Raw genomic sequence first — 23,990 nt, 5'->3', positions numbered from 1 at the left:
ACCGACCCCACGCAGCTGGCGCCCGACCCGACCCAGCCTTCCACCGACCCCACACAGCTAACGCCCGACCCGCTACAGCCGACGCCGGGGCCGATATTCTGAGACTCAGCTTTGGCCCGATGTCACTGCTGGTAGGTGATGTAGGCCTCGTACTGCACTCGCCATTTGTCCTCGGCCTTGGGATCCGGCACGGTAGTGGTCAGGAACTGGACGCTTGTCACCTGCCCCTTGAGGTACTTCAGCCATTTGGTCACCTCTTCGGCAACGTCGCGATCGAACTGGGCTACGTGGTGCACCTGCATTCCCATGGCGGCCTCCGGGTACGCTGTGGTTTGGTGCAGTGACTTTACCGCCGCTGCCTCATTCCGGCCAGAGTCCCCCGCCGCCGCGAGAGGGCCTAACTGCCTGCTCCAGCACTTGCCCCACGAGCCCCCGGCTGCAGACCGACGGCCCCCGGCTTCAGACCGACGGCCCCCGGCTAAGGGCCGGCAGGGCCGGATCCGGCAGGGCTGGCGCCGGCAGGGCTGGCGCCGGCAGGGCTGGCGCCGGGCGCGCTGCCCTCCCCTACGATCACGGCCAGCACGCCGAGCCCCGCGTGGGCAGCCAGGACAGCCGGAAGGGCACTGATCTGGGCGGGCGGGCAGGCAGGCAGCGCCACGGCCAGACGCTGGGCAAGCTCTTCGGCCTCGGCCTGGTTGCCAAAGTGATGCACAGCCAGCCGTGCCTGCCCGGCCGGCCGGGCCGAGGCATCGGCGGCAACGATTTCTTCCAGCCGCGCTATGGCTTTCGCCGCGGAGCGGACCTTTTCCAGCGGAATGATTTGGCCCTCGTCAACGGCAAGGATGGGCTTGATGGAGAACACGGCCCCCCAGAGCGAGGCCGCTGCGCCGATCCGCCCTCCGCGGCGCAACTGTTCCAGGCTCGGAACGTAGAAGTACACCTTGGTGCGGTCCAGCCTGGCCTGCGCGAAGGCCGTCACGTCGGTAGTGCTCCTGCCCCCGGCTGCCGCGAAAACGGCATCCTGCACGCCCATCCCCTGGGCCATGCCGACCGTCCGGGAGTCAAGGACCTCTACCGGGATACCGACCCGTTCGGCTGCCAGGCGGGCGGCGTCGGCAGTCCCCGACAGGGCACCGGAGATGTGAATGGAGACGACCGACTGGTAACCGTGGTCGCTGGCTGCCTGGTAGGCATGTTCAAACTGCCCGGGTGAAGGACGGGACGTCTTGACGGGCTTGCCAGTGGCGAGGGCTACAGCGATCGTCTCCGCAATGTCGTCTTCACCTTCGCCATAGATCTCGGCACCCACCATGACCGGCATCGGAACGACGGTAAGCCCGCCGTCTGCGGCGAATTCCCGCACCCAGTCGGCAGGCAGTGCGGCGGCAGAGTCCGTGACGACGGCGACCTGCCTCGCGGGCGCAACGGCTTCGGGGCCTGTACCGGCTCTGGGGCCCGGCTTCAGGCGGACAAGCCGCTCGCGCAGCCATGGCCAGCCTGGCTCGCGGTCTGGCACGAGGGACCTCCTGCTGTCGGGACACATAGACCAGGCTTGAGCGCTGCCGAAACCGCCGCAACACCGTCACGCTGTCAACACCGTCACGCTGTCAACACCGTCATGCTGTCAACACCGGCTCACCACGTCAGCTCCGGCCGCCCGCGCGTGCGGGCGGCCGGTGCCACGGACGAACGTCCGGTCAGGCCGGAACGATGTTGACCAGTTTAGGCGCCCGCACGATCACCGTGCGGAGAGCCCGGCCGTCCAGGGCCCGCTGGACGTTTTCCGAGGCCAGCGCCAGTTCCCGCAGTTCGTCCTCGGAGACGTCCGGGGAAACCTCCAAGCGGTCCCGCACCTTGCCCTGCACCTGGACCACGGCGGTGACGGTGTCCTCCACCAGCAACGCGGCGTCGTGAGTGGGCCAGCCGGCGTTCGCGACCGATGCCGGATGTCCCAGGACGTTCCACAGGTCCTCGGCGGTGTAAGGCGCAAACAGGCTCAGGATGACGGCGACGGCTTCCACGGCCTCGCGCACCGCAGGGTCCGCACCGCCGGCACCTGCGTCAATGGTTTTGCGGGTCGCGTTGACCAGCTCCATCAGCTTGGCCACCACCACGTTGAACTTGTTGTGGTCGAGCAGTGACTGCGCATCGGCGATCGTGCGGTGGGTCACCGTGCGCAGGGCACGGTCACCGGTGGAGAAATCGACACCGGGTTCGCTCGCCACGTCCTGGCCAAGCCGCCAGGCGCGGGCCAGGAACTTCGCGGAGCCCGACGGCGAGACGTCCGCCCAGTCGACGTCGTCCTCCGGCGGCGAAGCGAAGATCATGGTCAGTCGTACGGCGTCCACGCCGAACTTGTCCAACTGCTCACCGAGGTCCACGCCATTGCCAAGAGACTTGCTCATGGCCTTGCCGCCGTTGAGCACCTGCCCCTGGTTCAGCAGCGCCCGGAACGGCTCGTCGGCCTCGATCATTCCGAGGTCGTGGATGACCTTGGTGAAGAACCGTGCGTAGAGCAGGTGCAGGATGGCGTGCTCGACGCCTCCGACGTACTGGCCTACCGGCATCCAGTCGTTAATCTTCGCCGGATCAAACGGGCCTTCGGTGAACTCCGGGGAGACAAAGCGCAGGAAGTACCAGGACGAGTCCACGAAGGTGTCCATGGTGTCCGTGTCACGCTTGGCAGGGCCCTGGCAGTTCGGGCACTCGACGTTGACCCAGTCAGCGGCGGCGGCAAGCGGAGACGTGCCCTTAGGGGACAAGTCCTCGCCGCGCAGGTCCGCCGGCAAGGTCACGGGCAGCTGGTCGTCCGGGACGGGCACCTCGCCGCAGGCCGGGCAGTGGATGATGGGGATCGGCGTGCCCCAGAACCGCTGCCGGCTGAGCAGCCAGTCACGCAGGCGGAAGTTTACGAACTTCTCGCCGGTGCCCTGCTGCTCCAGAATTGCGATGGCGGCCGGGATGGCCTCGGCTTTCGGCAGCCCGTCCAGGGTTCCGGAGTTGATCAGCGTGCCTTCGCCGGCCGTTGCCGTGCCGGAGCCCGCCGGGTCTTCCTCGCCGGTGTCGAGCACGGCCCGGACGGGCAGGTCAAAGGTCCTGGCGAAGTCGAGGTCGCGCTGGTCATGGGCCGGGACGGCCATGATGGCACCCGTGCCGTAGTCGGCCAGGACGTAGTCCGCAGCCCAAACAGGCAGCTTCTCGCCATTGAGCGGATTGACCGCGTAGCGGCCGGTGAAGACGCCGGTCTTCTCGCGTTCGGTGGACTGGCGCTCGATCTCGGACAGGGCCTTGACCTGGTCGCGGTAGGCGTCCAGGGCGCCCGCGTGCTCTTCGGTGACGAGTTCGACGGCGAGCGGCGCATCGGCGGCGACCACGAAGAAGGTGGCGCCGTAAAGGGTGTCCGGGCGGGTGGTGAAGACGGTGACATCCTTGGCGGGCTTGCCGCCGTCGGCCTCGATCACGAAGTTGACGTGCGCGCCCTCGGAGCGGCCGATCCAGTTCTTCTGCATGGCCAGGACGCGCTCGGGCCAGTGGCCGCGCAGTTCATCCATGTCATCGAGCAGCCGGTCAGCGTAGTCGGTGATCTTGAAGTACCACTGGTTTAGCGACTTCTTGGTGACGGGCGTGCCGCAACGCTCACAGGCGCCGTTGACGACCTGCTCGTTGGCCAGCACCGTCTGGTCGTTGGGGCACCAGTTGACCGGCGAATCCTTGCGGTAAGCCAGTCCACGCTCGTAGAAACGCTTGAACAGCCACTGGGTCCAGCGGTAGTACTCCGGATCGGAGGTGTGCAGCCGGCGGGACCAGTCGGCTGAGATCGCGTAGCGCTTGAACGACGCCGCCTGAGTGTCGATGTTGGCGTAGGTCCATTCGCTGGGGTGGGCGTTGCGCTTGATCGCGGCGTTCTCCGCCGGCAGGCCGAAGGAGTCCCAGCCGATCGGGTGCAGCACGTCGTACCCCTGCTGGCGCAGGTATCGGGCGACGACGTCGCCCATAGCGAACGCCTCCGCGTGGCCCATGTGAAGGTCACCGGACGGGTACGGGAACATGTCCAGCACGTAGCGCCGTTCCTTGGTGCCGTCGTCGAGCGGTGTGAAGACCTTAAGGTCTTCCCAGACCTGCGGCCACTTGGCTTCCATCGCCGCGAAGCTGTAGGCACCTTCCTCGGGCCCCTCCGCCGCGGCTGCTGGTGATCCGGTCTGTGTTTCCGGCTGAACGCTCACTGCTGGCCTCTTCTGTTCTATACGGCCTGTTATGTCAAGCCTGTCTACCTTCAGGCCCGCCTGCCGCCAGGCCTGTTTACCTTCAAGTCTGCACTGTCCGGGCCGGCTGCCCGGCGCTGATTCGTTGCTGCCGCCACACAGCCCCAGACACACAAAAGCCCCTCGACATGGAGGGGCCGCCGCTCGGCAATCCGAAGTCTTCGGGATCTTCAGGATCAAGGCGTCGGGATGCCGGGCGGCTAACTAAGCAGGAGCACAGCGCGCATAGCACCACTTTAGCCCCTCGGGCCGGATTGCGCTGAACCGCAGCCCGCTCTGGCCCGGAACGCGCCGGGACACAAGGGCCCGTCACGCGGCGCAGGCTGCCGTACTTGAAATTGTTACAAACGCCGCCGCCCTCGATCAGCCGTATCTACCTGTCCATCGCGACGGGACGGTGCGGGTATTTCAAGGCCGGTTTGAGGTAGTCCTCCGGAGGAAAACAAGTAGGAAACTCTTCACTGCCCGGGCACGTCCCTTCGCCCGTGAGGATAATTCTGCGAAGCCCCAAGTGAAACGGCGCATTATGAGCTTCCGAGCTGTGAATTTACTGGGAGCGGACTAGCAGTTCACCTAATATTTTGTCCTTGCCAAACGGTTCCAGGCCGGAGCACTATTCGAAGAAGACCAGCAAGTGGGGTCTCCTGGGGGGATTCGCAATTGGTCTCGGGTTGAGGAGCCTGTCATGTATCGCTTGCGCCATTCTTCCGTGCAATTATCAAGAACCACCGCTGCCCGCCGGTACGACGTCGGCGCCCTGGAAAAGGGCTAGTCATGTTCGGCTGGATTACCCGGTTCAGTATGCAGTTCCGCATTCTGGTTCTCGCAATGGCCGCCGGACTTATTGCCTTCGGACTCGTGAACGTCCCGCGGATCGCCGTCGACAGCATGCCCGAGTTCGCGCCCGCGCACGTTGAGGTCCAGACCGAGGCCCTGGGCCTCTCAGCTGCCGAAGTCGAGCAGCTCATCACATCTCCGATGGAAGCCGACCTCCTCAACGGGGTGGCCTGGCTGGATGAAATCCGATCCAAGTCTGTTCCCGGCCTGTCCTCCATTGAGCTCGTGTTCGAGCCGGGAACGGACCTTCTGCGCGCGCGCCAGCTTGTGGCCGAACGCATGACGCAGGCGCACGCTTTGCCGAACGTCTCGGCGCCCCCGCTGATCATGCAGCCGCTGTCCTCAACCAGCCGCGTGCTCATGGTCCGGATGAGCTCCCAGCAGCTCTCCGGCATCGAAATGTCGGTGCTGGCCCGGTGGAAGATCAAACCGCGGTTGATCGGCATTCCCGGTGTCGCAAATGTTTCCATCTGGGGCCAGCGCGAGCAGCAGCTCCAGGTCGAGGTCACCCCGACGCAGCTGCGCGACAAAGGCATTACTCTCGAACAGATCATCAAGACCACTGGTAACGCCGTCTGGGTCTCTCCCCTGAGCTTCCTTGAGGCGTCGACGCCCGGTACCGGCGGATTCGTCGAGTCGCCGAGCCAGCGTCTGGGTATCCAACACGTCCTCCCAATCCGGACCCCCGAGGATTTGTCCAAGGTCAGCGTCGAAGAGGCCGCATCTCCCATGCTCCTGGGCGACGTCGCCCAGGTGAAGGAGGACCACCAGCCACTGATCGGCGACGCCGTCGTCGGACAGGATGCAGGGCTGCTCCTGGTCGTGGAGAAGTTCCCCGGAACCAGCGCCCTGCAGGTCACGAAGGACATCGAGGCCGCCCTGAACGACATGCAGCCGGGGCTTTCCGGAATTCAGATGGACACGTCTGTCTTCCGGCCCGCGTCCTTCCTGCAAGATGCCGTGGACGGCCTAGGAGTGGCACTGTTGGTGAGCCTCCTGATCGCAGTCCTGCTCTTCTGGGTGCTTTTCCGCTCCTGGCGGGTCGCTGTGATCGCCCTCGCGGCCATCGCCACCACGGTCATGTCAGCAGGAGTCGTCCTTTACCTGCTCGACTCCACGCTGAATATCTCGATCCTGGCCGGAATTGTGCTGGCTGTTTCCGTGATCGTGGGTGACATCGTGGAGGATGTCCAGGCGCAGCGGCGCCGGCCCCTGCGGGCCGCGGAGATGGAGACTGATGCCACCATCAGGTTCCGCATGGTCCGGCTCGTCCGCAGCGTCCGTACACCGTTATTCCATGGAGCCCTCATCATGGTCCTGGCGCTCGTTCCGACCCTGTTCGTTACGGGAGTCGGCGGCGGGTTCTTCCAGCCGCTGTTCTGGTCCACGGCGCTGACACTGGCCGTTGCAGTGCTGGTGGGCTTGTCCCTGACACCGGTTCTGGCGTATCTCCTGCTTCCCCGGGAGACGGCCCGGCGGGCAGACTCGCCGGCTGTTGTCCGGGCGAGGCGTTACTACGACCGGGCGCTCGAGGGCTCGCGTTCCCGCACGGCGCTGGGAGTCGTAGCTGTCGCCGTCGTGGGCCTGCTGGGCCTCGCAGCCGCATCCCAGCTGGTCGGAAATCGGGCGGTCGTTCCGACCATCCCGGACCGGACGCTCTTGGTGCAGTGGGACTCCATGGCAGGCACGTCCAACGACGAAGTCCGCCGGGTCGCCGCGAAAGCGTCCGATGAGCTCCGGAGCCTGCCTGGTGTTTCCGGCGTCGGCGGGCACATCGGCCGGGCCATCTCCTCCGACCAGGTTGTCGGAAACAGCTCGGCTGAACTCTGGGTGTCCATCACACCTGATGCGAACTTCAGCGAGACGGAAAAAGCGGTCCGTGACGTCGTTCAGGGCTACCCCGGCATTGCGCACAACGTGGTGAATTACTCGCAGCAGAAGATCGGTCAACAGCGCGACAGCATGGACCCGGGCTTCGCCGTCCGTGTCTACGGTACTGACATGCCGGTCCTGCGCGAGAAGGCCGAAGAGGTCCGCAAGGCCATCGAGAAGGTCGAGGGCGTGCAGAACCCGACAATCAACGCCAGCGCCATGACACCGATCGTCGAAGTCGAGGTCAACCTCGAGGCGGCTCAAAAAGTCGGCATCAAACCCGGCGACGCACGCCGCGCCGCCGCGGCCCTGATGCAAGGCATTGTGGTCGGCAACCTCTTCGAACAGCAGAAGGTCTTTGAAGTGGTGGTCCGCGGCGCCGTGGACGTCAGGGATGACCTGACCAGCATCCGTGAACTTCTGCTCGACACGCCACGCGGCGGCCAAGTCCAGCTGGGCCAGATCGCCGACGTCCGGCTGGTACCCAACGAAGTCGTCATCATGCACGATGACACGTCCCGCAGGATCGACGTCGTGGCCAACGTCAGCGGACGGCCGCTGGCGGATATCCAGCGCGACATCAACGCGGCAGTCGAACAGATCCAGTTCCCGCTGGAATACCACGCCGAAATCCCCACGAAGTACAGCGAACAGCTGGCCGGGGACGCCCTGGTTCTGTGGATCGGCGCGGCGGTTCTGATAGCGATCCTGCTTCTGCTCCAAACCGCCGTACGGAGCTGGAAGCTGGCGCTCGCCGTCTTCCTGTCCCTGCCGGCGGCACTGGCCGGGGCAGCGATAGCCGCATGGATCGCGGGAGGCGCCGTGACGGTGCTGGCGCTCACGGCCTTTGCCGTGGTGCTCGCCATCGCCGGCCGCAACGCGGCGCTGCTTTCGGCCCGGACGGACGAGCTGTGGCGGGCCACCCCGCAGGAGTCCCCCGACAAGTTCATCATGATGGCGGCCCGGGACCGGGTAACGCCCATCCTGAAGTCCGCCCTGATCACCATGGCGATCCTGATCCCGCCGGGACTGTTCGGCGGTGCCGTGGGCGAGGCCCTTCTGGGGCCGATGGCCCTGATCATCATCGGTGGACTCATCACAACAACCCTCGTCGGGGTCTTCGTGCTCCCCCTGCTCGCGCTCTGGTTCGGGCCCCGGTCCGCTCCCGAAGAGTGGGCCGACGTCTACGAAGCCGAAGCTCCCGTTCAGTCCGTTATGCAGGAAAAGGTGGAAGCAAAATGACCAGCCAACAGCCCCTGCGGCGCCTGCCCCTGGCGGCCGCTCTCAGCGCAGCCCTTTTATTCGCATTGCCCGCATGCGCCCAGACGACGCCGGCAACGCCCGCCGCCGTCGCGGCCAACGAACCCGCCAAGGTGGAGAAGAATGCCGCAACAGGCATTGCGAAACTGACGCTGAGCGAAAAGGGAATGGAGCGCCTGGACCTGAAGACAGATACCGTCAAGGCCGCCAAGGGGACTTCCGTCACCCTGCCATACGCGGCCCTGCTCTATGACTCCAGCGGCAAGACCTGGGTTTACACCAACCCGGCCCCGCGGGTCTACCAGCGTCAGCCGGTCACAGTAGCCAAGGTGGAGTCCGGAGTGGTCACCGCCTCGGCCGGTCCCAAGGCGGGCACCGTCGTCGTCACCGTCGGCGCGGCGGAACTGTTCGGCGCCGAATTCGATACGGCCCATTGACATGCGCCGGATTGTCGCTGCAAGCCTGAGGTTCCGGTCGATCATCATTGCGATGGCGGCCGCCCTCATGATCGTGGGCGGCGCGCAACTGAGCAGTGCTTCGGTGGATGTTTTTCCGGAGTTTGCACCGCCCCGTGTCGAGGTCCAGACAGCATGTCTTGGCCTCACTGCCTCTGAGGTCGAGGAACTCGTAACGGTTCCGATGGAGGAGGCGTTCAACGGCATTGACGGTTTGGACCAGATGCGGTCCAAGTCCGTGTCCCAGCTGTCCGCCATTGTCATGGAGTTCAAGCCCGGCACCGACCTGCTGACCGCCAGGCAGCTGGTCTCGGAGCGGATGGCAACGGTCATTCCGACCCTGCCCACGTGGGCGGCGCCGCCGCTGATGCTCCAGCCGCTGTCCTCCACGAGCCGTGTCATGAAGATCGGGCTCTCCTCGGACACCCGGTCCCTGATCGAGATGTCCATGATCTCCTACTGGAACATCAGGGCACATCTGCTGCGGGTACCGGGCGTGGCGAACGTGGCGATCTGGGGCGAGCGCCTCCAGATGCTCCAGGTTCAGGTCGACCCGGCCAAACTGGCGGCCCATGACGTCACGCTGGATAACGTCATGAACACGACGTCCGATGCTTTGGACGCCGGCCTGCTCAAGTACTCCCCCGGCGCCCTGATCGGCACCGGCGGAGCGCTCGAAACGCCCAGCCAAAGCCTGGGCATCAGGCACGTCCAGCCCATCACCTCGCCGGCGGAGCTCGCCCAGGTGGCTTTGGCGGAGCGGGAGGGAAAACCGCCGCTGCGGCTTGCTGACGTGGCCAACGTGGTGGAAGACCACCAGCAGCTCATCGGCGACGCGGTGATCAACGGCGGCCCCGGCCTCATGCTGATCGTCGAAAAGCTGCCGTGGGGCAACACGCTCGAAGTGACGCGCGGGGTTGAAGAGGCCCTCAAGGAACTGCAGCCCGGCCTGAGCGGCATCGCCGTGGACACCACGCTTTTCCGTCCGGCCTCGTTCATCGAGGAATCCCTCGGGAACCTGAGTCTTGCCCTCCTGCTGGGCTGCTTCCTGGTGGTCCTGGTGCTCAGTGTGTTCCTGTTCCAGTGGCGGACTGCGCTGGTCAGCGTGACGGCGATCCCGTTGTCGCTGATGGCAGCCGCCCTGGTGCTGTACTGGACCGGAGGAACGATTAACACGATGGTGCTTGCCGGGCTGGTGATCGCCGTCGGGGTGGTTGTGGACGACGCCATCATCGACGTCGAGAACATCGTCCGGCGATTGCGGCACCACCGGGCCAGCGGCGGAACCGAAAGCACCGCCAGGGTGGTCGTCAATGCCTCCCTGGAGGTCCGGGGCCCCATCGTCTACGCCACCTTGATCATCGTCGCAGCCACTGTGCCGATCTTCTTCCTCGACGGACTGACGGGCGCCTTCTTCCGCCCCCTGGCGACCTCCTACACCCTTGCCGTGATGGCCTCCATGCTGGTGGCCCTCACAGTCACTCCGGCCATGGCCTACATCTTCCTGCGCAATGCCAAGCTCGAAGACCGGGATCCGCCGGTGGTCCGGGTACTCAAACGCTGGTACGGGGCCGCTCTGCGGCCTATTGTGCGGCGGCCGCTCCCGGGCTACCTCGCCGTGGCGGCCTTCGGCGTCGTGGGCATCATCGCGGCCCCGCTCCTGGGCCAGTCGCTGCTGCCTTCGTTCAAGGAACGTGACTTCCTCATGCACTGGGTCACGCAACCGGGCACCTCCAACGCGGAGGAAGTGCGCGTGAGCCAGTTGGCCTGCAAGGAGCTGATGACCGTCCCCGGCGTCAACAACTGCGGGTCCCATATCGGTCAGGCCTTCGCCGCCGACGAGGTGGTGGGCGTCAACTTCGGTGAGAACTGGATCAGCGTCGACCCCTCGGTGGACTATGACAAGACCCTGGCCTCCATCCAGCAGATCGTCGACGGCTACCCGGGCATCCACCGGGACGTCCAGACGTACCTCAAGGAACGTGTTCGCGAGGTGCTGACCGGCACCGGCTATTCGATCGTCGTCCGCGTCTACGGAGATGACCTGGACACGCTGAAGAAGCAGGCGGATAAGGTCAAGGCCGTTCTGGGCGGCATTGAAGGGGCAATCGGCGCCAAGGTTGCCCTGCAGGTCAACGTGCCTCAGGTGGACGTCGAGGTGGACCTGGACGCAGCCAACCGGTACGGGCTGAAGCCCGGCGACGTCCGCCGTGCCGCAGCCACCCTGGTGTCCGGTGAGGAGGTCGGGGACGTCTACCGGGACGGCAAAGCCTACGACGTCCAGGTCTGGAGTGCGCCGGAGCTCAGGACCAGCGTCACCAGCATCCAGAACCTCCCGCTGGACACCCCCAGCGGGCAGAGGATCCGGGTGGCGGACGTCGCCAAGATATCAGTGAAGCCAACGCCGAATGTCATTGAGCGATCAGAAGGGTCCAGGCGTCTTGACGTCAGCGCCAACGTCAAGGAAGGCGATCTGGCGAAGGTCGTTGAAAAGCTCGAGTCCGACCTCCAATCGGTGGAGTTCCCCACCGGCTACAGCGCCGACATCCTGGGCGAATACGCGGAGCGGCAGGCCGCCTCGCAGCGGCTGCTCCTCTTCGCGATCGGCGCCGTCATCGTGGTGTTCCTCCTGCTCCAGGCGGCATTCCGCAGCTGGCGGCTGGCGATACTGGCCATGCTGACGTTGCCGATGGCACTCGTGGGCGGGGTGATCGCCGCGCACATGAGCGGCGGAATCCTGTCCCTCGGCTCACTGGTCGGGTTCCTGACAGTGATGGGCATCGCCGCCCGCAACGGCATCCTGCTCATCAACCACTGCCAGCATCTGGAGCAGTTCGAGGGCATGCCGTTCGGCCGGGACCTGGTCCTGCGCGGTGCTGCCGAGCGCTTGTCACCGATTCTGATGACCACGCTTGCCACCGCGCTCGCCCTGGTTCCGCTGGTGGTGATGGGCGCCCGGCCCGGCCATGAGATCGAGCACCCGATGGCTGTGGTGATCCTCGGTGGGCTGGTGACCTCGACACTGGTCAACCTGTTCATCGTGCCATCGCTCTATTTGCGGTTCGCGAAGAAGGGTCCCGCCCGTGAGCGCGGGCCCCGCCAGCCCGAACCCGCAACCGCCGGGTAAGGACAAAGAAAAGCTCCGGCCAGGTAATCCTGGCCGGAGCTTTTCTTTTGTCCGCCGGAGCTGACGGGTGCGCTACCTGACGTCGTCGTCAACCCAGTCCATGGACTTGGTAATGGCCTTTTTCCAGAGGCGCATCTGGCGTTCCCGCTCGGCCTGGTCCATTTGCGGCTCCCAGCGCTTGTCCTCGGCCCAGTTGGCCGAGCACTCGCCCAGATCCTTCCAGAATCCGACGGCCAGGCCGGCCGCGTAGGCTGCGCCCAGCGCCGTGGTCTCGACCACCTTCGGCCGGATAACCGCCACTCCTAGGATGTCCGCTTGGAACTGCATGAGGGCATCGTTGGCGACCATGCCGCCGTCGACCTTCAGCTCCGTCAGCGGCACGCCGGAGTCCGCGTTGACGGCGTCCAGCACCTCACGGGTCTGGAAGGCCGTGGCTTCCAGTGCCGCGCGGGCAATGTGGTTCTTGTTCACAAAGCGGGTGAGGCCCACAATGGCGCCGCGGGCATCGGAACGCCAGTACGGCGCGAAGAGGCCGGAGAACGCCGGAACAATGTACACACCACCGTTGTCCGGCACCGCGGCCGCGAGCTTTTCAACCTCCGGGGCCGTGCTGATCATTCCGAGGTTGTCCCGCAACCACTGGATCAGCGAACCGGTGACGGCAATGGCACCCTCCAGCGCGTAGTGCGGTGCCGCGTCGCCGAGCTTGTAACCAACCGTGGTCAGAAGCCCGTTCTTGGAATGGACGATTTCCTCGGCCGTGTTGAAGATCAGGAAGCAGCCCGTGCCGTAGGTGTTCTTGGCTTCTCCGGCTTCGAAGGCGGCCTGGCCGAACGTGGCCGCCTGCTGGTCGCCGAGGATGCCGGCCACGGGAACTTCACGCAGCAGCTGGGAGGTGTGTACCGTGCCGTAGACCTCTGAGGAGGACTTGATGGCCGGCATCATGGAGGCGGGAACACCGAACGCGTCCAGGATCTCCTGGTCCCAGGACAGGGTCTCAAGGTCCATGAACATGGTCCGCGAGGCGTTGGTCACGTCGGTGACGTGGACGCCGCCGTCGGTCCCGCCGGTCAGGTTCCACAGCACCCAGCAGTCCGTGTTGCCGAAGACGAGGTCGCCGGCCTCGGCCTTGGCGCGGGCGCCCTCGACGTTGTCCAGGATCCACTTGATCTTGGTGCCGGAGAAGTAGGTTGCCAGGGGCAGGCCCACCTTCTGCTTGAAGCGCTCAGGTCCCCCTTCCCTGGCCAGCTCGTCGACGATCGGCTGGGTGCGGGTGTCCTGCCACACGATGGCGTTGTAGACCGGCTCACCGGTGGTCTTGTCCCACACCACTGCCGTTTCGCGCTGGTTGGTGATGCCGACGGCGGCGATGTCGTGGCGGGTCAGATTCGCCTTGGACAGGGCGGAGCCGATTACTTCCCGGGTGTTGTTCCAGATTTCCGCCGGGTTGTGCTCCACCCAGCCGGCCTGGGGAAAGATCTGCTCATGCTCCATCTGGCCCGAGGAGACAATGCTGCCGCTGTGGTCGAACACGATGGCGCGGGTGCTGGTGGTGCCCTGATCAATGGCGACTACGTACTGGTTCATGTTGACGTCCTTGTCTGTTTGGCGTGGCAGTTTAATTGGCGGTTACTGAGGGAGTACAGGGACGATGATCGGCACAACTGCTGCCATGAGGCCGCCGATTCCGCCGCCGATGAGGGGGCCGACAACCGGGATCCAGGAGTAGCTCCAGTCGCTGGAGCCCTTGCCCTTGATGGGAAGCAAGGCGTGCGCGATGCGGGGGCCAAGGTCACGGGCGGGGTTGATGGCGTATCCGGTGGGGCCGCCGAGCGAAACACCGATGCCGACCACGAGCAGCGCCACGGACAGCGGGCCGAGTCCCGAAGGCGTCCCGCCGAAGGTCAGGATGACGAACACGAGGACAAAGGTGCCGACGATTTCGGTGATCAGGTTCCATTGGTTGGAGCGGATCGCGGGGCCGGTGGAGAACACGGCCAGCTTGCTGGCAGGCTCGGGCTCGAGATCAAAGTGCTGCTTGTGGGCGAGCCACATGACGACGGCGCCCAGGAAGGCACCGGTCAGTTCACCGCCGAAGTAGGTCAGGGTCGAGGCGAAGTCGACCGGAACGCCGGGAGCGTACAACCTCTTGCCGTTGACAAGCAGGCCAAAAGTCACGGCCGGGTTCAGGTGCGCACCCGAGATGGCGGCAACATAGACACCGGAGAAGACGGCGATGCCCCATCCCCAGGTCACCATCAGGAACCCGCCGTTGTTGCCCTTGGTGCCTTTAAGCGCAACGTTGGCCACCACACCGCAACCCAGCAGGGTCAGCATTGCGGTGCCGAATACTTCGGACAAGAAAACTATTCCAAGAGACATCTTTGACTCCTCCATTTTCTGTTGTCGGCCTCCGCGAGTTTAGGGGCCGGGGGGCCTGCGGCACTTTCGTGCTGCCGGCCAGCCACTGCGCCGGCCGCCGGGGCGGACCGCGCAGTGCTTGCACCCGGACCTCCCGTCCCGGGCACGCAAGTTGTATCAGGCGACCAGGCTGTGGACCCGGACACCGTGGAACCGCTTAAGCACCTCCTGCGCGTGGCTGATTTCCGTGGCCCGGCGTGCCGCATCCCAGCCGAGAGGGCCGGAAAGGACGTCGGTAACTTCGTTGAGCAGTTCCCCGGTCACGAGGCCCCGAAAGGCCAGAGACGTGCGGCGGATGAGCACGTCCACGAGGTGCCCGATCTGCTCATGCGCCGCCATGTACCCCAGTTCCCGGGTGCTCAGCTCGCGCGTGGAGTGCAGGAGCCGGTCCGGCTCGGCGGTCACTGCGCCGTCCACGACTGCGCCGTCCAGGAAGCGGATGACTTCCTCGGCGCGGGTCCCGTAACGGGTCAGCAGCCCGGTGACCCGGGCCGCGTCGCGGCCGGCGGACATGTGGGCCTTGATCCAGCGCTGGACTCCGTCTTCGCTCTCCGGTAAGCCGGCGCCGCCGCCGATGGCCAGCTTCGCCGTCGAAAGCTTCCGTTCTCTGCCGAGCTCGGCCAGGACGTCGTTGCTCAGGTGCTCGGCGAGGGCACGGAACGTGGTCCATTTGCCGCCCACCAGGCTCAGCACGGCCCCGCCGGCCGCGGCGCGGCGTTCGATCCGGTAGTCCCGGCTGACAAAGCCCGGCTGCGTGGCGTCATGCTTCGGAAGCGGGCGCACACCGGAGAACGTGTAGACGATCTGTTCCCGTCGCACCGTGATGTCCGGGAACACATGGCCGATCAGGTCAAAGAAGTAGTCGATTTCGGCCTCGGTGCAGACGGCGTCCTCACCCATGTCGGCGTCGACGTCGGTGGTGCCGACCAGGACGCGGTCCCCCATCGGATAAATCAGCACAATCCGGCCGTCGGTGTGCTCGAAGAAGATTTCACGGCCCCCGCACGCCGCCAGCAGCTCCGGGTGGTCCAGCACAATGTGCGAACCCTTCGTTCCGCCCATGAACGACGACGCCGCCCCCATGGCCCCGTTGGTCAGGTCGACCCAAGCGCCGGTGGTGTTCACGATGACGTCGGCGGTGAAGTCGAACACCTCGCCGGTCAGCTCGTCGCGCAGCTGGACAGTAGTTCCGGCCGTGGTTCCAGCACTTGTGCCGGCGGTGCCGGTGCTGCTGGCGGTTTCTCCGCCGGGAGCGGCTGAAACGAGGGAAACATAGTTGCTTGCCCGGGCCCGGTGGCTGTCCGCCCCGCCAGCGCCGGCCTTTTCGCCGTCCTGGAGCACATCGAGGGTGAGCCGCTCAGGATTATGGACGGAGGCGTCGAAATAGGTGGCCGCGTACTTGATCCCCGGGTGCAGGCGGGGCAGTTCGGCCAACGCCCGCTTGCGTCCGAGGAACTGGTGCCGAGGGACCGTGCCGCCGTCGCGGGAAAAGAAGTCGTACATGCCCAGGCCCAGCTTGATCAGGAACGCCCCGCGTTCCGTGTGCTTGCCCTGCTTGTGGGTCAGGAAACGGACCGGGGCGGCCAGGACGCCGGAGAACGTGCTGAAGATCGGGATGGTGGTCTGCAGCGGCTTGACGTAGTGCGGCGCGATCCGCAGGAGCCTGTTGCGTTCGACCACGGACTCCCGGACGAGGCGGAACTCGCCGTTTTCCAGGTACCGGATGCCGCCGTGGATCATGTGGGAGGAAGCCCCGCTGGCGCCCTGGCAGTAATCGCCGCGCTCCACAAGCGCGACGTCGACGCCCTGGAGGGCGAGGTCCCGGAACGTGCCCACCCCGTTGATGCCGCCCCCGACGATCAGAACCTGGGCGTGCCGGCGTGTGCGCAGCTTCAGCACCGAAGCGCGATCACTGGCCGGTTTACGGGCTGAGTCTCTCTGTCCCAAAATTGCTCCCTTGGGTGTTTGTCGTGCTGGCACGCCCGAAGGCGCGGCAACGTTTCAACTCTATTGTTTGGAATAATGGAAAATGGAGTCAAGCACTATGCACAAACGTGCAGACGGGAAATTTAATGATGCCTTCGCGCCAGTCCGAGGCCCTCCGCGCGGCCCAGTTGTATTACCTTCAGGACCTGACGATGGATGCCATCGCACGTGAGCTCCGCACGTCCCGGTCCACTGTTTCCCGGCTGCTTTCGGCGGCGCGTGATTCCGGCCTGGTGCAGATCCAAATCCGCAGCCCGCTGGATACCGGACCCGAACTTGAAAGCATGATCCGGGCCGAGTACAAGGTGGATGTGCACGTGGTGCCGGTGGTGGACACCCTCAATGAGGCGGAAACACTGGACCGCGTGGCCATGCAGGCCGCCCGGACGATCGGGCCGCTGGTGGACTCCAATGCCATCATCGGTGTGGCCTGGGGCTCGACCCTGAGCGCCGTGAGCCGGCACCTGACTCGCAAGATCACCCATGACAGCGTGATCGTCCAGCTCAACGGTGCCGGAAACATGCAGACCACCGGCATCACGTACGCCTCGGACATCATGCGCCGGTTCGGTAGTGCCTACGGGGCACGGGTCGAACAGTTCCCCGTGCCGGCGTTCTTCGACCACGCCCCGACCAAAACCGCCATGTGGAATGAGCGCAGTGTTCAACGCATCCTCGCCCTGCAGTCCCGGATGAGCATCGCCATCTTTGGGGTCGGATCGGTCGACGCCGACTACCCCAGCCACGTCTATGCCGGTGGCTACCTCGATGAAGACGACTTGAACGTCCTGGCGAATTCCGATGTGGTGGGTGACGTCGCGACGGTGTTCTTCCGCGCGGACGGGTCCTCCGATGGCATCACGCTCAATGAGCGCTCCACCGGCCCGGACCTCGCCCAGCTCCGTCAGGTGCGGCGCCGCATCTGCGTGGTGTCCGGCGCCTCCAAGATCAACGGGCTCCGCGGGGCGCTCGCGGCAGGACTGGCCACCGACCTGATCCTCGACGAGGCCAGCGCCCGGAGGCTGGTCCGGTACGACGGCCTGGGCTGAGCCGCGGCAAACGCCGGCCGACCCGCGGCACCGCCAACCGCCGTCCGGCACTGGGGAGCGCCAGTGGGTAAAGTCAGTGTCATGAGAATCTCTCCCCGGCTGACCCTGAACAACGGCGTGATGATCGACCGGCTGGGATTCGGACTCTACAAGGTGCCTCCTGCGGACGCCGCGAATCTGGTGACCATGGCGATCGAGGCCGGCTACCGCCACTTCGACACCGCCGCGATGTACGAGAATGAGACCGGCGTCGGCAAGGGCATCGGCGCCCTTGCCGGATTTGAAGGCACCGGCGGGGAGCCTGGGGAAATCGCGCCCTATGTGTCGCGGCAGGACCTATTCGTCACCACCAAGGTCTGGAATGACGACCACGGCTACGACGCCACGATGCGGGCGTTTGACACCTCAATGTCCAACCTGGGCCTGGAATACATCGACCTTTACCTGATCCACTGGCCGTGCGCCCGGCGTGGCCTGTTCACGGAAACGTACCGCGCCCTGGAGACGCTCTACCGCGAGGGCAAAGTCCGTGCAATCGGCGTCTCCAACTTCCAGCCGCAGCACCTGGACCGGCTCCTGGATACCGCGGAAGTGGTGCCCGCTGTCAACCAGATCGAACTGCATCCCTGGCTGCAGCAGGATGAGCTGCGCGAAAAGCACGATGTTCTGGGCATCCGCACGGAGGCGTGGAGCCCGTTGGGCCGTGGCCAGGTCCTGAAGGACCCGGTGCTCCTGGCCCTCGCTGCCGAACACGACCGAACACCGGCGCAGGTGATCCTCCGCTGGCACCTGCAGCTGGGCAACATCGCCATCCCCAAGGCCAGCTCTTCCGGGCGGATTCGTGAAAACCACGACGTCTTTGATTTTGAGCTCTCCCCGCTGGACATGACGGAGATCGCCGCCCTTGAGCGCGGCTTCCGCACCGGCTCCCACCCCGACAACGTTAACTAGGATTCGAACGCATGGAACAAGTGGATACCGGGGCCTCACGCGCGCCCCTGCTCAGCACCGGGCTCGCCGCCCGCACCCGCGCGGCGTCCGTGGCGGTTGGCGGCGCGGCCGTTGCCTACTGGGTCTACGAACCCGTCCGGGTCACGGCCGAGACCCGCACCATCCTGGTGGTGCACGGCTTCCGCGGCGACCACCACGGACTGCTCCGCGTTGCCGACCAACTGACGGACATGCGCCTGATCATGCCGGACCTGCCGGGCTTCGGGGCTTCGGCGGCCTTTGAGGGCACGGAGCACAGCGTGGACGCGTACGGCGGGTTTGTCCGCGGATTTATGGCCGCGCTGGGCCTGGGCCCGGACACGGTCCTGCTGGGGCACTCGTTCGGTTCGATCGTGGCCAGCCACTTCGTGGCGGCCAACCCCGGCGCCGTCGCCGAGCTGATCCTGGTCAATCCCATCGCGGCGCCGGCCCTTGAAGGGCCCAAAGGCATGATGACCAAGCTCGCGGTGTTCTACTACGAGGCCGCGGCGCGACTGCCCCAGCGGGTCGGGCTGGCCCTGCTGCGCAGCCAGGCGATCGTGCGGGTGATGAGCGTGGCCATGGCCAAGACCAGGGACAAGGAGCTCCGCCGGTTCGTGCATGCGCAGCACAGCGCCTACTTCTCCGCCTTCGCGGACCGGGACAGCCTGCTCCAGGCGTTCAAGGCCTCGGTGGGCAGCAACGTCTCCGAGGTGGCAGGCCAGCTGACGCTGCCCGTGCTGCTGATCGCGGGTGAGAAAGACGAGATCGCCTTGCTGGCGGACCAGCACAAACTCGCCGGGCTCCTGCCGGACGGGACACTGGAGGTCATTCCCGGCGTCGGACACCTGATCCACTACGAAACCCCCGAACCCGCCGCCCGCTACATCCGACGCTTCCTGAAGGACCACGCCGCGTGAAGATTCTCATTGATGCCCGCTTCACCCGGCTGGACCACCACGACGGCATCAGCCGTTACGGCGCCAGCCTGATCGCGGCGGCGGCCAAGATCGCTGACGTCTCGATGCTGATCAGCGATCCCCGGCAGCTCGCGCTCCTGCCGGACGTTCCCTACACCTTGATCAACAGCCCGCTGTCCCCGGCAGAACTCTTTGTCGCTGCCAGGGTCAACCGGCTTGGCGCGGACGTGGTGGTCTGCCCCATGCAGACGATGGGCAGCTGGGGCCGCAAGTACGCACTGGTGCTGACCCTTCACGACCTCATCTACTACGAGCACCCCGCCCCTCCCGGTTTCCTCCCGGCCCCGGTCCGGGTTCTGTGGCGCCTTTACCACAAGGCCTTCTGGCCGCAGCGGCTCCTCCTGAACCGGGCGGACATCGTCGCCACCATCAGCTCCACCACCGAGGCCCTGATGGCGAAATACCGGCTCACCCGGCGTCCCGTGCGGATTGTGGGCAACGCCCCCCAGCATGGCCACACCCCGCGGAACCCCGAGGCAGGCGCGGACAAGACGCTGCTCTACATGGGCTCCTTCATGCCCTACAAAAACGTGGAAACAATGATCCTCGGCATGGCGGATCTGCCGGACATGACCTTGCACCTGCTGAGCCGCATCACAGCGGAGCGCCGGGCCGAACTCGAGGCCCTGGCTCCGGCGGGGGCAAACATTGTCTTCCACAACGGCGTGACTGACGCCGAATACGAGGCCCTGCTGGCCCGCACCACTGCCCTGATCAGCCTGTCCCGCGCCGAGGGCTACGGATTGCCCCTCGTCGAGGCCATGTCGCACGGCACGCCGGTGATCGCCAGCGACATCCCCATTTTCCGGGAGGTGGGCGACGACGCCGTCAGCTATGTGCACCCGGACTCGCCGTCAGAGTTTGCCGAGGCGGTGCGCAAGCTCGAGGACCCGGCCGTGTGGCAGGCCCGTGCACGTCGCTCACTGGAGCGGGCCGCCGACTTCAGCTGGGACGGGTCCGCGCGCCGGCTCGTGGAGGTCGCCGAAGAGGCCGTGGCGATCCGCAACCGGCCTAAAGGCAGCCGGCGCAAAGGCTAAGGCACCGCCGCGGCGGCGCTAGAGGACGTCCACTCCGTCCAGGCGCAGTTGTACCGGGTCATCGCTGCGTTTGGCTGCGGCCGCCGCTTTGACGGCCCGCAGGGCCGCGGTGACGTCGGCGGCCTGGGCGTAGGGGATGAACAGCAGCGTCCGGACGTCCTCGCCGTACTCCCGAGGCCCTGCAGTCCGAACACTGCGGCCGGCTCCGGCCGCAGACAGCACCAGCGGCGCGGGCCCGGCCACCCGAACGACGGTTCCCTGGGCCGTCAGGTGCTGTTGCACGGCCTCGGTAAAGTGCCCGACGGCGGTCCGGCCGCCGGTGATGGAAGCGACGCGCACGGCAGGCGGAAGCTGCAGCTCCTGGCGCAAGGCCAGTTCACGGCCGGCGTAGCCGGCAGGATCCCAGCGCAGCAGAGCACCGACTCCTGCGGCGTCGTCGGCGGTAATGACCACGAGGCCGCCGTCCGGTGCCGGCCGCACCAGGGCCGCGGCGTTGAACCAGCGCCGGACGGCGTCCTCCCCCGCCCGGAGGTTTTCCCGGCGCAGCAACGAGTCGCCGTCAAGCAGCAGGGCTGCGGCGTAGCCGCCCGGAGCCACCGGCTCAGCCCCGACCGTGGCAACCACCAGCGCCTTCGAATCCGAAACAGTGGCCTTGACCTGGTCACCGGACGAGGTGATCACCGGCTTGCCCGGGAAGGCACGGCCCAGCTCCTCCGCCGTGCGCAGGGCACCGGTGGCGCCACGCCGGAGCCGGACCCCGTTGCATGTGCCGCAGCGCCACGCCGGGGCCGGGGACGAACACCAGCGGCACTGCGGGACGGCGGCACCGGAGCCTGGGCTGGCGCCTGGACCGGCGCTTGGGCCCGCGATGGCCAGCGGTCCGCTGCAGGCCGTACAGCGCGCCGGTTCCCGGCAGGTCTCACATACCAACGAGGGGGCGTAGCCGGCCCGGGCCACCTGGACCAGGACGGGCCCCCGTTCCAGCCCTTCCTTGGCGGCCCGCCAGGCGGCGCCCGGCAGGCGGGCAATGCGGGCCAGCGGGTCACGCTCCAGTTCAAAGCTGTCGGCCGTGTTCAGCACCCGCGCCACGGTCCGTCGGACGACGCTCCGTTCCGCCTCCACGGGCCGCGCCCAGCCCGAGCCGACCAGGCGTTCCGTTTCGGTGCTGCGAGCGTGCGCCGCAAGCAGGCACCCGGCGCCTTCCTGCCCTGCGCGGAGCAGAAGGACTTCGCGGGAGTGCGCATACGGGGAACGTTGTTCGATGTGGAGGTCGTCGCCGTCGTCCCAGCAGACCACGAGGCCGAGGTTCCGCACGGGTGCGTAGGCCGCGGACCGGGTGCCCACCGCTACCCCGGCGGCGCCGCTGAGCAGGCGCAGGAAACTGCGGTAGCGAGGCGTCTGCCCGTCGTCCGCGGTGAGCCGGGCGACGTCGCCGGGCGGGAGGAGTTCCAGAAGGGCGGACTCCACGCGGTCCAGGTCCCGGTAGTCGGGCACCACCACGACGGCGCCGCGGCCCGAAAGCCGCGCCGCCGCCACGGCTTCGGCGACCATCCGCGGCCAGCCGCCGGGCCCGTACCCCTGCAGGGCAGTCAGGACGGCCCGCGGGGACTCCCCCGCCCCGAGGTGCGACAGGAACGCGGGACCGTTGCGGTATGCGGACCATGCGCTGGCCGTACCGGGCGCCCGAAGCACCGCAGCAGTTTCGGCGCCAAACAGCCCGGGGTCGAGCAAGCCATCCGGAGCGAATTCCTTTTCGAGCCTGGCCATGCGCGGCGGCACGGCGACCCGCAGGACGTCACTGACGGTTCCGGCGTAGCGCGCGGCAACCCGGCGGGCAAGTTCGGCCACCGCGGGGGTCAGGACCGGGACGGGCGAGACGACTTTGTGCAGCGGCACGAGCGGGTGGCCGGCGTCGGACACGTCCGTGCGGTCCAGAAGGTATCCCGGGAGCTCCTGGCCGTTGAACTTGACCTTGACCCGGACGCCGGGCCGGGCCGCGGCGTCGAGGGCGGCGGGCACACTGTAATCAAAAGGCCGGTCGAGGTGCGGCAGGGACGATTCGATCAGGACGCTGGCCACCGGCAGGTCCGCGGCCAGGGCGGGTCCGGGTGCCTGCGCACTTCTGGCTGCTGTGGAGGCCGGAAAACCCTGCAGCAGGGAGAGCTGCTGGGGCTCGCCGGACGCTCGCCCGGCAGCATGGGAACTCACTGCTGACACCTCCCCTCCGGATCGCTTCAATTGAATACCGTGTCTCTAAAGCTGCGTCTAAAAGCTGTGTCTCTAAAAGCTGTAGCCAGGCCACCGGGAAGGCGGCCTGGCTACAGCAGATCACAGGGCACTGACAAAACTAGCACTGACGATATTGGCACTGACACCACAAGCACTGACACCACAAGCATGGCCGCCAGTGCGGTCGTGGCTTTAGGCGTTGAAGAACGCCTTCAGCTCGTCCACCCGGTCCAGGCGTTCCCAGGTGAAATCCGGTTCGTCGCGGCCGAAGTGGCCGTGGGCTGCGGTCTTCGCGTAGATCGGGCGCTTGAGGTCGAGCGCGTCGATGATGGCCCGCGGGCGCAGGTCAAAAATCTCGGCGATCGCCGCGCTGATCCGCGCCGGGTCCACGGTTTCAGTTCCGAACGTCTCCACGTAGGTGCCCACCGGGCGGGCCTGACCAATCGCGTACGCGATCTGGATTTCGGCGCGCTTGGCCAGACCTGCCGCCACCACGTTCTTGGCGACCCAGCGCATGGCGTAGGCGGCCGAACGGTCCACCTTCGACGGGTCCTTGCCCGAGAATGCGCCGCCGCCGTGGCGGGCCATGCCGCCGTAGGTGTCGACAATGATCTTGCGGCCGGTGAGGCCGGCATCACCCACGGGTCCGCCAATGACGAAGGCACCCGCAGGGTTGAGGATGTTGCGGGTCCGCGAGATGTCCAGGTTGGACAACGCCATCACCGGCTCCACCACGTGCGTGGCGAGGTCGGCACGGAGCTGCTCAAGGCTGGCGCCTTCGGCGTGCTGGCTGGAGATGACCACCGTCTCAACCGAGACCGGGCGGTCGCCGTCGTAGCCCACCGTGACCTGGGTTTTGCCGTCCGGGCGCAGGTACGAGAGTTCACCGTTCTTGCGGACCTCCGTCAGGCGCTCGGAGAGCCGGTGCGCGAGCCAGATCGGCACGGGCATGTAGGACGGCGTCTCGTCGCTGGCGTAGCCGAACATGAGCCCCTGGTCGCCGGCGCCCTGAAGGTCGTAGTCGTCTTCCTGACGGCCTTCACGGGCCTCGAGTGAGTTGAACACGCCACCGGCGATGTCGTTGGACTGCTGGCCGATGGATACCGAGACCCCGCACCGCGCGCCGTCAAAGCCGTTGGCCGAAGAGTCGTATCCGATGCCCAGGATGGTCTCGCGGACAATCTGCGGGATTTCGACGTAGGCGTCGGTGGTGACCTCGCCGGCCACGTGCACCAGCCCGGTGGTGGCCAGCGTCTCCACGGCCACCCGGGACTCCGGGTCTTTGTCCAGCAGGGCGTCGAGGATCGCATCGCTGATCTGGTCGCAGATCTTGTCGGGGTGCCCTTCGGTCACCGACTCGGACGTGAACAGCCGGAGTGCGGCGGGCGTGGACCCGTGGAAGTCAGGGATGTGCAGCGGTAAAGTCACTCAACTACCTTACTGGTTGGAAAACGGACGTCCGGCGGCGTGTGTCCCCATGCTAAGGAGACCTTCGTTACGCCGGGC

The 23,990-nt window shown here is 66.4% G+C and carries 15 protein-coding genes; 7 read left to right on the top strand and 8 right to left on the bottom strand.

The features are described from left to right. Nucleotides 1-122: 122 nt before the first annotated feature. From BM372_RS07370 to leuS, 3 genes are all read right to left on the bottom strand, one after another. Nucleotides 123-308, bottom strand: coding sequence for a hypothetical protein (locus tag BM372_RS07370; RefSeq protein ID WP_090953653.1), 186 nt, complete (start codon nucleotides 306-308; stop codon nucleotides 123-125). A 170-nt stretch (nucleotides 309-478) separates the two neighbouring features. Beyond that, the gene (locus BM372_RS07365; RefSeq protein WP_256214098.1) at nucleotides 479-1,516 is read right to left on the bottom strand and encodes a DegV family protein; all 1,038 of its coding nucleotides are present in this window, start codon (nucleotides 1,514-1,516) and stop codon (nucleotides 479-481) included. Between the two features lie 181 nt (nucleotides 1,517-1,697). Continuing rightward, nucleotides 1,698-4,223, bottom strand: a complete 2,526-nt coding sequence (gene leuS, locus BM372_RS07360; RefSeq protein WP_090953649.1) for a leucine--tRNA ligase — start codon at nucleotides 4,221-4,223, stop codon at nucleotides 1,698-1,700. An 840-nt stretch (nucleotides 4,224-5,063) separates the two neighbouring features. On the opposite strand from leuS, the gene BM372_RS07355 reads away from it, so the two are divergent. Genes BM372_RS07355 through BM372_RS07345 form a run of 3 tightly spaced genes read left to right on the top strand, consistent with a single transcriptional unit; the run spans nucleotide 5,064 to nucleotide 11,813 of the window. Then, entirely contained in the window at nucleotides 5,064-8,213 is a 3,150-nt protein-coding gene (locus BM372_RS07355; RefSeq protein ID WP_256214097.1) for an efflux RND transporter permease subunit, read from the top strand. Further along, nucleotides 8,210-8,668: a hypothetical protein gene (locus BM372_RS07350; protein ID WP_090953645.1), complete on the top strand. Its 459-nt coding sequence runs from the start codon at nucleotides 8,210-8,212 to the stop codon at nucleotides 8,666-8,668. The genes BM372_RS07355 and BM372_RS07350 overlap by 4 nt, the downstream gene beginning before the upstream one ends. A gap of 1 nt (nucleotide 8,669) precedes the next feature. Continuing rightward, nucleotides 8,670-11,813 carry an efflux RND transporter permease subunit gene (locus BM372_RS07345; RefSeq protein WP_090953643.1) on the top strand — a complete coding sequence of 1,048 codons (3,144 nt, stop codon included), beginning with the start codon at nucleotides 8,670-8,672 and terminating at the stop codon, nucleotides 11,811-11,813. A 72-nt stretch (nucleotides 11,814-11,885) separates the two neighbouring features. Here the strand turns inward: BM372_RS07345 and glpK are convergent, their stop codons facing one another. From glpK to BM372_RS07330, 3 genes are all read right to left on the bottom strand, one after another. After that, a complete protein-coding gene (gene glpK, locus BM372_RS07340; RefSeq protein ID WP_090953641.1) occupies nucleotides 11,886-13,400 on the bottom strand; it encodes a glycerol kinase GlpK in 1,515 nt (504 codons plus the stop codon). Between the two features lie 42 nt (nucleotides 13,401-13,442). Continuing rightward, a complete protein-coding gene (locus tag BM372_RS07335; protein WP_090953639.1) occupies nucleotides 13,443-14,195 on the bottom strand; it encodes an MIP/aquaporin family protein in 753 nt (250 codons plus the stop codon). A gap of 156 nt (nucleotides 14,196-14,351) precedes the next feature. Beyond that, nucleotides 14,352-16,181, bottom strand: coding sequence for a glycerol-3-phosphate dehydrogenase/oxidase (locus tag BM372_RS07330; protein WP_090953637.1), 1,830 nt, complete (start codon nucleotides 16,179-16,181; stop codon nucleotides 14,352-14,354). A gap of 125 nt (nucleotides 16,182-16,306) precedes the next feature. Between BM372_RS07330 and BM372_RS07325 the strand changes: the two genes are divergently transcribed. From BM372_RS07325 to BM372_RS07310, 4 genes are all read left to right on the top strand, one after another. Continuing rightward, nucleotides 16,307-17,269: a sugar-binding transcriptional regulator gene (locus BM372_RS07325; RefSeq protein WP_090953634.1), complete on the top strand. Its 963-nt coding sequence runs from the start codon at nucleotides 16,307-16,309 to the stop codon at nucleotides 17,267-17,269. Nucleotides 17,270-17,350: 81 nt separating this feature from the next. Beyond that, nucleotides 17,351-18,220 carry an aldo/keto reductase gene (locus tag BM372_RS07320; RefSeq protein WP_090953632.1) on the top strand — a complete coding sequence of 290 codons (870 nt, stop codon included), beginning with the start codon at nucleotides 17,351-17,353 and terminating at the stop codon, nucleotides 18,218-18,220. A gap of 11 nt (nucleotides 18,221-18,231) precedes the next feature. Continuing rightward, on the top strand, nucleotides 18,232-19,158 hold the full coding sequence (locus BM372_RS07315) for an alpha/beta fold hydrolase (RefSeq protein WP_090953630.1): 927 nt from the start codon (nucleotides 18,232-18,234) through the stop codon (nucleotides 19,156-19,158). Beyond that, on the top strand, nucleotides 19,155-20,255 hold the full coding sequence (locus tag BM372_RS07310) for a glycosyltransferase family 4 protein (RefSeq protein ID WP_090953628.1): 1,101 nt from the start codon (nucleotides 19,155-19,157) through the stop codon (nucleotides 20,253-20,255). The genes BM372_RS07315 and BM372_RS07310 overlap by 4 nt, the downstream gene beginning before the upstream one ends. Before the next feature lie 18 nt (nucleotides 20,256-20,273). Here BM372_RS07310 and BM372_RS07305 read toward each other — a convergent pair whose 3' ends face one another. Continuing rightward, nucleotides 20,274-22,463: a primosomal protein N' gene (locus BM372_RS07305; protein WP_090953626.1), complete on the bottom strand. Its 2,190-nt coding sequence runs from the start codon at nucleotides 22,461-22,463 to the stop codon at nucleotides 20,274-20,276. A gap of 213 nt (nucleotides 22,464-22,676) precedes the next feature. Continuing rightward, the gene (gene metK / locus BM372_RS07300) at nucleotides 22,677-23,912 is read right to left on the bottom strand and encodes a methionine adenosyltransferase (RefSeq protein WP_090953624.1); all 1,236 of its coding nucleotides are present in this window, start codon (nucleotides 23,910-23,912) and stop codon (nucleotides 22,677-22,679) included. Nucleotides 23,913-23,990: the final 78 nt, after the last annotated feature.

Source organism: Arthrobacter sp. ov118, from assembly GCF_900116495.1.
Lineage (GTDB): Bacteria > Actinomycetota > Actinomycetes > Actinomycetales > Micrococcaceae > Arthrobacter.
The sequence above is the reverse complement of the archived record's forward strand: the minus strand, read 5'-3'. Positions and strand labels throughout refer to the sequence as shown.

Coding starts and splice junctions, on each gene's coding strand:
- BM372_RS07320 (WP_090953632.1), top strand. CDS start 17,351: ATGAGAATCTCTCCCCGGCTGACCCTGAACAACGGCGTGATGATCGAC.
- BM372_RS07315 (WP_090953630.1), top strand. CDS start 18,232: ATGGAACAAGTGGATACCGGGGCCTCACGCGCGCCCCTGCTCAGCACC.
- BM372_RS07335 (WP_090953639.1), bottom strand. CDS start 14,195: ATGTCTCTTGGAATAGTTTTCTTGTCCGAAGTATTCGGCACCGCAATG.
- BM372_RS07350 (WP_090953645.1), top strand. CDS start 8,210: ATGACCAGCCAACAGCCCCTGCGGCGCCTGCCCCTGGCGGCCGCTCTC.
- glpK (WP_090953641.1), bottom strand. CDS start 13,400: ATGAACCAGTACGTAGTCGCCATTGATCAGGGCACCACCAGCACCCGC.
- BM372_RS07370 (WP_090953653.1), bottom strand. CDS start 308: ATGGGAATGCAGGTGCACCACGTAGCCCAGTTCGATCGCGACGTTGCC.
- BM372_RS07325 (WP_090953634.1), top strand. CDS start 16,307: ATGATGCCTTCGCGCCAGTCCGAGGCCCTCCGCGCGGCCCAGTTGTAT.
- BM372_RS07345 (WP_090953643.1), top strand. CDS start 8,670: ATGCGCCGGATTGTCGCTGCAAGCCTGAGGTTCCGGTCGATCATCATT.
- BM372_RS07355 (WP_256214097.1), top strand. CDS start 5,064: ATGCAGTTCCGCATTCTGGTTCTCGCAATGGCCGCCGGACTTATTGCC.